10 protein-coding genes are annotated in these 9,447 nt (G+C 73.0%); 8 read left to right on the forward strand and 2 right to left on the reverse strand.

Annotated elements, in window-relative coordinates:
• Nucleotides 1-50: 50 nt before the first annotated feature.
• From CG723_RS03270 to CG723_RS03280, 3 genes are read left to right on the forward strand one after another with little or no spacing between them, the layout of a single operon-like run.
• Entirely contained in the window at nucleotides 51-1,436 is a 1,386-nt protein-coding gene (locus CG723_RS03270; protein WP_100591617.1) for an MFS transporter, read from the forward strand.
• Nucleotides 1,437-1,442: 6 nt separating this feature from the next.
• Entirely contained in the window at nucleotides 1,443-2,336 is an 894-nt protein-coding gene (locus CG723_RS03275) for an FAS1-like dehydratase domain-containing protein (RefSeq protein ID WP_100591618.1), read from the forward strand.
• On the forward strand, nucleotides 2,333-3,226 hold the full coding sequence (locus CG723_RS03280) for an HpcH/HpaI aldolase/citrate lyase family protein (RefSeq protein WP_100591619.1): 894 nt from the start codon (nucleotides 2,333-2,335) through the stop codon (nucleotides 3,224-3,226). Before CG723_RS03275 ends, CG723_RS03280 begins: the two co-directional genes overlap by 4 nt.
• Before the next feature lie 29 nt (nucleotides 3,227-3,255).
• Here CG723_RS03280 and CG723_RS47290 read toward each other — a convergent pair whose 3' ends face one another.
• A complete protein-coding gene (locus CG723_RS47290; RefSeq protein ID WP_234374102.1) occupies nucleotides 3,256-3,408 on the reverse strand; it encodes a hypothetical protein in 153 nt (50 codons plus the stop codon).
• On the opposite strand from CG723_RS47290, the gene CG723_RS46785 reads away from it, so the two are divergent.
• Together CG723_RS46785 and CG723_RS46790 are read left to right on the forward strand one after the other, a co-directional pair.
• Nucleotides 3,380-3,943, forward strand: a complete 564-nt coding sequence (locus tag CG723_RS46785; RefSeq protein ID WP_234374131.1) for an MFS transporter — start codon at nucleotides 3,380-3,382, stop codon at nucleotides 3,941-3,943. The two genes, CG723_RS47290 and CG723_RS46785, sit on opposite strands and share 29 nt — an antisense overlap.
• The gene (locus CG723_RS46790) at nucleotides 3,940-4,476 is read left to right on the forward strand and encodes an SDR family oxidoreductase (RefSeq protein ID WP_234374103.1); all 537 of its coding nucleotides are present in this window, start codon (nucleotides 3,940-3,942) and stop codon (nucleotides 4,474-4,476) included. The genes CG723_RS46785 and CG723_RS46790 overlap by 4 nt, the downstream gene beginning before the upstream one ends.
• 19 nt (nucleotides 4,477-4,495) lie before the next feature.
• Here the strand turns inward: CG723_RS46790 and CG723_RS03290 are convergent, their stop codons facing one another.
• A complete protein-coding gene (locus tag CG723_RS03290; RefSeq protein ID WP_159032377.1) occupies nucleotides 4,496-6,082 on the reverse strand; it encodes a chloride channel protein in 1,587 nt (528 codons plus the stop codon).
• A 263-nt stretch (nucleotides 6,083-6,345) separates the two neighbouring features.
• Here CG723_RS03290 and fxsA point away from each other — a divergent pair, with 263 nt between their 5' ends.
• The 3 genes from fxsA to CG723_RS03305 are packed head-to-tail and all read left to right on the forward strand — an operon-like array spanning nucleotide 6,346 to nucleotide 9,439.
• Nucleotides 6,346-6,534 (forward strand): FxSxx-COOH cyclophane-containing RiPP peptide, encoded by a 189-nt coding sequence (gene fxsA, locus CG723_RS03295; RefSeq protein WP_159032378.1) that lies wholly within the window; start codon nucleotides 6,346-6,348, stop codon nucleotides 6,532-6,534.
• Nucleotides 6,531-7,787: an FxsB family cyclophane-forming radical SAM/SPASM peptide maturase gene (locus tag CG723_RS03300; RefSeq protein ID WP_234374104.1), complete on the forward strand. Its 1,257-nt coding sequence runs from the start codon at nucleotides 6,531-6,533 to the stop codon at nucleotides 7,785-7,787. The genes fxsA and CG723_RS03300 overlap by 4 nt, the downstream gene beginning before the upstream one ends.
• 5 nt (nucleotides 7,788-7,792) lie before the next feature.
• Nucleotides 7,793-9,439: an aKG-HExxH-type peptide beta-hydroxylase gene (locus CG723_RS03305; protein WP_234374132.1), complete on the forward strand. Its 1,647-nt coding sequence runs from the start codon at nucleotides 7,793-7,795 to the stop codon at nucleotides 9,437-9,439.
• Nucleotides 9,440-9,447 lie beyond the last annotated feature (8 nt).

Below are 9,447 nucleotides of genomic sequence, written 5' to 3' on the forward strand. Positions count from 1 at the left end.
CAGATCTCATCGATCCACCGGCACTGCTGCCGGTCCCCCGGAGGTTCCGCATGGGAGATGCGCATCCCCTGCTCGCCGCGCTCAGCGGTGCCCGGCACGGTGCCCTGCACCGGCGGGTGCTGCTCACTGTCAGCGCCATGTTCTTCTTCGATCTCGCCGACCTGAACACGTTCGCGTTCGCCGCGCCCGCCATCCGCCGGGCGCACCTCTTCACCGTCGACGACATCGCGTTCGTCACCGCCCTGGCCTTCGCCGGCATGGCGGCCGGTGCGATCCTCGGCGGCCGGTTCGCCGACCATGCGGGCCGGCGGCGGGTCATGGCGGGGTCCGTGGTGCTCTTCTCCACGGCCTCCGTGGTCAACGCACTGGTCACCGGGGTGGGCGCGATGGCAGCGGCCCGCTTCGCGACCGGGTTCGGCCTCGGCGCCATGACCTCCGTCGCGATCACCTACCTCTGTGAGGTCACCCCGGCCGCACGCCGTGGCCGCGCCCAGGCGACGGCGCTGGGCACCGGCCTGATCGGCATACCCGTCGTGGCGTTCACGGCCCGCGGCCTGACCGCCGACGACCCCGGCGGCTGGCGCGCCCTCTTCGTCATCGGCGCCCTCGGCATCCTGCTCGTACCGCTCCTGATGCGCCTGCCCGAGTCGCCGCGCTGGCTGCTCGCGCGCGGCCGGACCACCGAAGCCGTGCAGGTCACGCGCGCCTTCGCGCCCGGCTGGGAGCCGTCCGCCGACGCGCTCGCGGCGCCTCCCGCTCCGGCGGACCGGCCGCGGTTCTCCGAACTCTTCGCCGCGGGCCAGCGACGCAACACCGTGGCCCTGATGGTCCTGTGGCTCTTCGGGCTCGTCGGCTTCTACGGGTTCCAGTCCTGGGTGCCGACGCTGCTCGCCGACCACGGCCAGGACTTCGCCAAGAGCATGACGATGTCCGCGGTCACCACGATCGGGGCGGTGCCCGGCGCGTTCCTCGCCTGGCCGTTCATCGACCGCTACCCGCGCAAGCACCTCGCGGTGGTGCTCGGTCTCGTGGTCGCGGTGCTCGGCATCGGGTACGGGCTCAGCTCGTCCGTCGTGGCCGTCGTCGTGTTCGGCACGCTCGTCGCCGCGTTCAGCCAGACGTTCATCGCGGTGCTCTACTCGTACACCCCCGAGGTGTTCCCGACCCGCCTGCGCACGGCGGGCGCCGGGCTCGGCAACGGCGTCGGCCGGATCGGCAACGTCATCGCACCGTTGGTGGTAGCGGCGATCTACACCACGCCGGGGCTCGGCTACGTCGCCGTGTTCGTGTTCATCGCGGGATGCTGGCTGGTCGCCACGGCCACCGTGTTCTTCTTCGGAGTCGACACCCGCGGCCGGTCGCTGGAGACCCTGCACGACACGGCGGCGGCCCCGGTGGCGCCTGCCCCACCTGTTACTCAACGCATCGGAGAATGAGCGAACATGCCTCAACCAGACGCGACTCAGGGCGAGTTCGGGCTCGCACGGTATCTGGACGCCTGGTCCCCGGCGCCCGTGAGCCTCGACGATCCCGTCGCCGCCGCGCCCGTCGCAGCCCTGGGTCAGGTCCTCGACCAGGAGGCGACCGTGGCCGGCGAGGGGGAGCCGCTGCCGCCGCTGTGGCACTGGCTGCACTTCCTCGAATGGCCCGCACAGCGGGAGCTGGGGGCCGACGGGCACCCCGCGCACGGCCACTTCCTGCCGCCCCTGCCGGACCGCAGGCGCATGTTCGCCGGCGGCCGCGCGGAGTTCACCGCGCCGCTGCGGGTGGGCGTGCCTGCCCGGCGTACGAGTTCCCTCGCCAAGGTCGAGATAAAGCGAGGCCGCACCGGCGAGATGGCGTTCGTGACAGTCCGTCATGAGCTTGCGCAGGAAGGGCAGATCAGGGTCACCGAGGAGCAGGACCTCGTCTACCGCGTCGGAGAGGGCGAGCGACGGGGCAGCGGCTTCGGCCTCGACCTCGGCGAGGCCGAACCGTCCGATGCCGACTGGCAGTTGATTTTGCGTCCCTCGCCGACCCTGCTGTTCCGCTACAGCGCGCTGACCGCGAACGCCCACCGCATTCACTACGACGAGCCGTACGTCCGCGACGTCGAGGGCTACCCGGGGCTCGTCGTCCACGGGCCGCTCCTCGTCCAGCTGATGCTGGAACTCGCCCGCCGTGAGGCCCCGGAGCGTGAGATCCGGACGCTCTCGTACCGGCTGCGCAAGCCCGTGTTCGCGGGCGAGCAGGTGTGCGCCCTTGGTGATGCGGCGGACGACGGAGGGTCGGCCGGGCTGCGGATCGCCACGCGCCGCGACGAGCGGCATGCGACGGCGGAGGTGACGTTCAAGTGAGCGCTGAGCACAACACCGTCGAACCTGCGAGTGCCGACCCCGCGCGCCCCGAACTCGCCGACCCCGAACGCCTCGGCCGCGCCCGCCTCGCCGCCGCCCGGACCCTTCTCTTCGTCCCGGGGCACCGCCCCGACCGGTTCGAGAAGGCGGCCGCTGCAGGGGCCGACGCCGTGATCGTCGATCTGGAGGACGCCGTCGCGCCGGACGGCAAGGACGCGGCCCGCCGGCACGCCGCCGACTGGCTCGCGCGGGGCGGAGACGCGGTGGTGCGGATCAACGCGCCGGGCACTGCCTGGTGGGACGCCGACCTGGACCTCGTCACCGCGTTCGGCTGTCCGGTGATGCTGCCCAAGGCCGAGGACCCCGAGGTGATCGCACGGATCGCGGAGGTCTGTGCCGTGATCCCGCTCGTCGAGACGGCGGCCGGGATCGAGCGGGCCCTCGACGTGTGCTGTGCGCCCGGCGTCGTCCGCGCGGCATTCGGCAGCGTCGACCTCGCCACCGAGCTGGGTGTGCGCCACGACGACACCCTGGCGCTGGCGTATGGGCGGTCCCGGCTGGTCATGGCGTGCGCCGCCGCCGGTGTCGCGCCCCCGCTGGACGGCGTCACCACCGCGCTCGACGACGCCGACGCCCTCGCGCAGGACCTGCAGCACGCCCGACGGCTCGGTTTCGGAGGCAAACTGTGCATCCACCCGAAGCAACTGCCGGCGGTGACCGCGGGATTCGCGCCGACGGACGAGGAACTGGCCTGGGCCAGGAAGGTGCTCGCCGCGGGCGACGCGGTGTCGGCCGTCGACGGCGTGATGGTCGACAGACCTGTGCAGGAGCGGGCGCGACGGCTGCTCGGCGTGGCGCTCACCACCGGCTCTGCGGGCGAGGTGGCGTAAGGCGGAGGATCAGGGGGAGCCCGGAGATGTCACGTCGTCGGCAGTTCCCGGAGCCACGTCGAGCTGCTGCGCACCCACAAGACGACGGTCGCGCTCGGCCTTGCCGCCTCCGTCATCGCGTACGTCGCCTCGTACCTGAAGAACACCTTCGCCCTGTCCTGGGCCACCAACGACCTCGGCATGTCCCGCGACAGCATGCTCACGATCATCCTGCTCGCCACGGTCGCGCAGTTCGTCGCCCAGCCCTTCGGCGCCGTCCTCGGCAGCCGCTGGAACACCCGCAAGGTCGTCACCGTCCTGCTCGTCCTCGAGATCCCGGCCATGCCCCTGCTCTTCTGGCTGATCTCGACCCGCAGTTTCGGCCTCACCCTGCTCGGCATGGTCATCGCGAGGCTGCCGCACGTCATGTTCTACGCACTCCTCGCCGGCATGCTCGCCCAGGCGTTCCCCGCCCGCGTCCGCTACACCGGCATCTCGGTGTCGTACTCCGCGGCCGGGATGCTCTTCGGCGGCGGCACGCCCCTCATCGGTCAGGCGCTGCTCACCGCCACGGGGTCGATCGTGCCCGTCGTGGGCTTCGCCGTCCTGATGGTGCTGCTCTCGCTCTACGGCGCCCGTGCCCTTCTCGCGCGTACGGCGGCTGCCGAGGAGCGGGACGCCAGGGCGGCAGACGCGACGCAGCAGCCGCCTGCGACGTCACCGACGCCGACGCGGTGAAGGCCGCCGTGCGCGGCTGTGTCGAGCGGTTCGGTTCCCTCGATGCGATGGTCAACAACGCGGGCATCACACGGGATGCCACCCTGCGCAAGATGTCCGAGGCCGACTTCGACGCGGTCGTCGACGTCCACCTCAAGGGGGCCTGGCTGGGCACCCGAGCGGCCGCCGAGGTCATGCGCGAGCAGGGGAGCGGCTCGATCGTCAACATCTCGTCGATCTCCGGCAAGGTCGGCATGGTCGGACAGACCAACTACAGCGCCGCCAAGGCCGGTCTCGTCGGCCTCACCAAGGCCGCCGCGAAGGAACTCGCCCACCGGGGCGTACGCGTCAACGCCGTCCAGCCCGGCCTGATCCGCACCGAGATGACCGAGTCCCTGCGCGAGGACATCTGGAACGCCAAGCTCGCCGAGGTGCCGATGCGCCGCGCCGGTGAACCCGAGGAGGTCGCGGGCACGGTCCTGTTCCTCGCCTCCGACCTGTCGTCGTACACGACGGGCTGCGTCCTGGAGGTGGCGGGAGGCCGCTCCATCTGACGGGCCGCGAGGCGCGCGGTCAGTCCGCGGCGCTCTCCGGCGAGACGGACCGCGCCACGGGTTCGGGGGCGGGGGACGGCGCGGCCGCGGGCATCGGCTCAGGGCTCGGCTTCGGTGCCGGTGCTGTCGGCGGTACGGCTGGTGCTGATGGTTCGGGCCGGTCGTGCCCCGGTCGCGGGAGCCGGGTCCCGGTGGAGGGTTCGTCCGTACGGTGTTCCAGCTGACTGCGGTACAGCGTCGTACGGCCGATGACCGCGCTCGCGCACAGGACGGCCAGGATGCCCGGCCCGAGCAGCGATGCGTCGCCCACCATCTCCACCGCCATGAGGAGGACGCCGAGCGGGGCGTGGGCCACCGGCCCCAGGCAGGCAGCCATGCCCGCGACGACCAGAAGGAGCGGGCTGTGCGGGGCCAGGCCCGACGGCTCCGCGAGGCGCCACACCGCCGCCCCCACACCGGCGCCGACGACCATGCACGGGCCGAAGATGCCGCCCGACCCGCCCGATCCGACCGTCAGGGACGTGCCCACGATCTTCGCGAACGGAAGCAGCAGGACGAGGTACAGCGGCATGTCCAGCAGGACCTGGCGGTGCGTCAGCGCCTCCATCAGGCCGTAGCCGGTGCCGAGCACACCCGGGACGGCGAGGCCGAGCGCGCCGACGAGGAGCGCCGCGCATGTGGGGGCGGCGAGGCGGGAGACGACGGTACGGGCCCGGGACTCGACGCGGTTGTGCACGGCGTAGAAGGTGCCCGCGTACAGACGGCCCGCCAGGCCCGCCGCGACGCCGACCACGGCGACGAGTACGAAGTCCGTGAATCCGTACCCGTGGACGCTCTGCGCGCCCAGGATCGGGGCGAAGCCGAAGATCGCGCCGAACGCCAGCCAGCCCGTGCACGCCGCGATGAGCGCCTGGGGCAGCACCTTCGGGTCCATGTCCTTGCGGTAGAGCAGCTCCGCGCCGAGGAGGGCTCCGCCGAGCGGCGCCTGGAAGATCGCGCCGACGCCGGACGCGAGACCGATGACCAGCGCGGTGCGCGCCTGCTGCCGCGTCATGCCCGTACGGCGCGCGATCACCGAGCCGAACGCCGCCGAGATCTGCGCTGCAGGTCCCTCCGTGCCGCCCGAACCGCCCGAACCGATGGTGAGGGCCGAAGCCATGAGCTTCACCACCGTCACCCGGCCCCGCATGCCCGACGGGTCGTGGTGCGCGGCGGCGATCGCCGCGTCGGTGCCGTGGCCGCGCGCCTCGGGGGCCAGCCACACCACGAGGAGCGTGGCCAGGAGCGCGCCACCGGCGGCGACCAGCGGGACCACCCACGGATGGCTCGAACCGGTCAGCGTGCGGAACCCGCCCTCCGCCGAGGTCAGATAGGGGTGATAGCCGCCGACGTACTCCAGGATCCACCGCGTGCACAGGTGCAGGAGGCCGAAGAGGGCCGCCGCGCCGAGTCCCGCGACGACACCGATGAGGGCAGACGGGACGATCCACCGCGGCAGGGAGTCGTCGGGCGGCGGCGTGAGCGGATGGCGCCACCACGGCCCGCTTCCCGGCCCGGCGTCAGGGTTCGCCCGGGTCCCGCCCCTGTCGCGCTGAGCCCACTCCACCGGCATTCTCCCCGTCGCCCGACGATCACGCTTGCATGGCTGCCCACCGGCCGCCCGTACGAGTCCCCGGTGGCGCGGAACCACCCGGGCGGTGAACATGCGGCCCCGCGTCGGGAACCGCGTCGGCAGCTTAACTGCCGTGCGGACATGCCCTGTTGAGGACTCTGCCCGGGCTTATCTATTCGCTATTCTGAACGAATGGTCATCGGGTAACCAGGGCGCTGCGACAGGGGGAGCACATGCGGGGAAGGTCGGGTCGGTGCGTGGCGGGCGTTCCGGATCTCGCGGAACTGTCGCTGGAGGAGATCCTGGAGGGGACCGACTCCGCACTGTCCCAGGCGCTCGGGAGAGTGCTGCGGCAGCTGGAGGGCGAGGAGGCGCCGGTCGCCGCGTACGACTCGGGCGGGGACTCACTGCCGGACCGCCTCGGGCCGGACGGTCCGGGCGCGTGACAAGCGCCCCCTTCCAGGGAACGCGCGAGGCCGCACTCGAGTGGCCCGACGGCGTCCTGGACGTACCGGCCCTGCGCGCATCAGGACAACAGCCGCTGCCCTTCCGGGAGTTCGTGGTCAAGGTCCACAGCCGCTGCAATCTCGCCTGCCGCTACTGCTACGTGTACGAGGCCCAGGACCAGGCCTGGCGCACCCAGCCCGTCACCATGAGCGCCGGCACCGCAGAACGCACCTGCCGCCGCATCGCCGAACACGCCGCCACCCACGCCCTGCCTGCCCTCCGCGTCATCCTCCACGGCGGCGAACCCCTCCTGGCGGGACCGGAGTTCCTGCGCCGCTTCGTGCGCCGTCTGCGGGAGCTGCTCCCGCAATCCACGCACTGCGACGTCATGATCCAGACCAACGGCACCCGCGTGGACGCCGACTGCCTGCGTCTGTGCCACGAGGAGCGCGTCCAGCTCGGCGTGAGCCTCGACGGTGCGCGCGACGTCCACGACCGGTTCCGGCGCGACGCGGCGGGCCACGGCAGCCACGCCCGCGTCGCCACCGCGCTGCGCCTCCTCGGCCGGCCCGAAAACCGCGCCGTCTGGGGCGGAATCCTGTGCACCGTCGACGTCACCGCCGACCCCGTCGCCACGTACGAGCACCTCCTCACCTACCGGCCGCCCGCGATCCGGCTGCTGCTCCCCCTGGGCAACTGGACGCACCGCCCGCCCGGCAGGGGACCCGATGAGACGAACGTGCCGTACGCCGAATGGCTCATCGCCGTCTTCGACCGCTGGTACGGGGCGACACCCGGGCCACCCGTACGGATCTCCCTGTTCGAGTCGCTGCTCGACCTGCTCCTCGGCGGACCCACCAGGACGGAGACCATCGGAGGGGCGCCCTCGCAGCTCGCCGTCGTCGACACCGACGGCACGCTCACCCTGTCCGACCAGCTGAAGACGGCGTACGACCGCGCGGACCGGAGCGGGTACGACGTCGAGAACGACACCTTCGACGCGCTGCTCGACCATCCCGGCGTCGTGGCACGGCAGCTGGGCACGGACGGACTGTGCGGGCGCTGCCGCGAGTGCCCCGTCGTACCGGTGTGCGGAGGGGGCCACTACCCGCACCGCTACCGCGCCGGCACCGGCTATCTCGACCGGTCCGTCTACTGCCCGGACCTCATGGCGCTGATCAGCCATGTCGCGGGGGTGGTCGGGGACGACCTCCGTCGCGCCCGCGAGTGCCACGCGAAGGCGCGGCCTTGAGCGCCGTGGTCGTGAGCGGTGTGCCGTCGCTCGCCCTGCCCGACGACATCTGGGACAGCCTCGTCTCGGACCGGCCCGACACGGCGACGCCGCGCCTGCTGCGCGCCGCGAGGGGCAGCCGTAATCTCCTGCTCCTCAGGGCGCTCCACGAGCGTGGGGGAGCCGGCAGCGCATGGGGCGCGGCGGTCGCGGTGCTCTCGTCCGTCCGGACCCACGCGCCCGACGTGTTCACGTCCCTGATCGAGGACCCCGCAACCGGCGCGCGCCTCGCCCGGGCCGTGCGCGAAGGGGGCCGGGCCGACGTCTCCGCGCTCGCCGCGGTCGCGGGACACCGCAGCCGGGCGGGCTTCCGGCTCGAAGTGCCGGTGCAGCACGGAGTGTTGACGCTTCCAGGGCTCGGTGCCGTCGCTGTTCTGCCGGGCGTTTCGACGGCGCTGGTGGAGCGGGGCGCGTGGGGCACGCGGGTGTGCGCGGCAGGCGCCGTGCTGCGCGTCCCGGACGGCCCGCAGGGGCGCGAGCCGGGTTGGGAACCGGTGCGACACCTCACACTCGACCACCGCGGACACCGCTGGCCGGTGCGGATCGACGCCCTCGACCCGATGCGGCTCGGCGGACCCACCCGGCCGCCGCACCCCTTGGAGCCACCGGAGCAACAGGCATGGGAGGCAAGGCTCGACGCCGCCTGGCGCCATCTGGTCGAGCGCCATCCCGGGCAGGCCACCGCGGTGAGTGGCACCATCACGGCCGTCGTCCCCCTCGACGCCCTGCCCGGCGCCGCGGGACCCTGGCTCAGCGCCTCCTTCGGCGACGCGGTGGGCCTCGCTGCCCTGGCCCCCCTCGACGACCCGGTCGAACTCGCTGCCGCACTGGTCCACGAGGCACGGCACTCCGCCCTCTACGCGCTTCTCGACCTCACCGAACTCCTCACCCCCGCACCGGGGGAGCTGCGCTACGCCCCGTGGAGCGACCGCCCGCGACCTCTGTCCGCGCTGCTCCAGGGAGCCTGCGCCTTCCACGCCACGGCGAGCTTCTGGCACCGGGAGCTACTGCTCGGCAACCCCAACGCGCAGGCCCCTTTCGTGCGCTGGCGTCTCACGGCACGCACCGCCGTGGCCTCCCTCGCCCGGGAGCCCTGGCCCACCGAACACGGCCGGAGGCTCCTCGACAGCCTGGAGCTCACCCTTGCGTCCTGGGAGACCACGCGGGTAGAACCTGCCGTTCTGGCACGGGAGTTGGGGGCAGCGGCTCAGCATCGGGTGCGTTGGAGGCTGCGGCACTCGTGGGCGGATCCGCGGGTGGTCGTGGAGCTGGCCGACGCCGTCCGCCACAGCAGGGGCGTGGGCGCGCCACCGGCGGCGGATGCGTGCCGGTTCGCCCCGGACGCCGTGGAGTTCCCGCCGGGATCCGGGGCGCGCCTCGGCGACGCGGCGGAAGAGTGGCTTGAAGCCGACGGGGCAGGGGACTCGGACGATGCCGTCGGCCGGCTCGCCGGGAAGGTCGTTGAGGCAGCGGACCGCGGTGCCCGCGCGCTGGTGGCCGTGCCGGAACTCGTACGGGCGGTGCACGCGCGGGTCGCCGAACCCGGTGTACCGGCGGGCCTGCTGGACACCGCCCGCCGGCTCGCGCCGTGGGCGGCGTCCGCCGGGGGGTGACCACAGCG

Source organism: Streptomyces sp. CB01635, from assembly GCF_002803065.1.
Taxonomy (GTDB): Bacteria; Actinomycetota; Actinomycetes; order Streptomycetales; family Streptomycetaceae; genus Streptomyces.

Excerpts from the sequence above, each read along its gene's own strand:
- CG723_RS03275 (WP_100591618.1), top strand. The coding sequence starts at position 1,443 with ATGCCTCAACCAGACGCGACTCAGGGCGAGTTCGGGCTCGCACGGTAT.
- CG723_RS03270 (WP_100591617.1), top strand. The coding sequence starts at position 51 with ATGGGAGATGCGCATCCCCTGCTCGCCGCGCTCAGCGGTGCCCGGCAC.
- CG723_RS47290 (WP_234374102.1), bottom strand. The coding sequence starts at position 3,408 with ATGCCGAGGTCGTTGGTGGCCCAGGACAGGGCGAAGGTGTTCTTCAGG.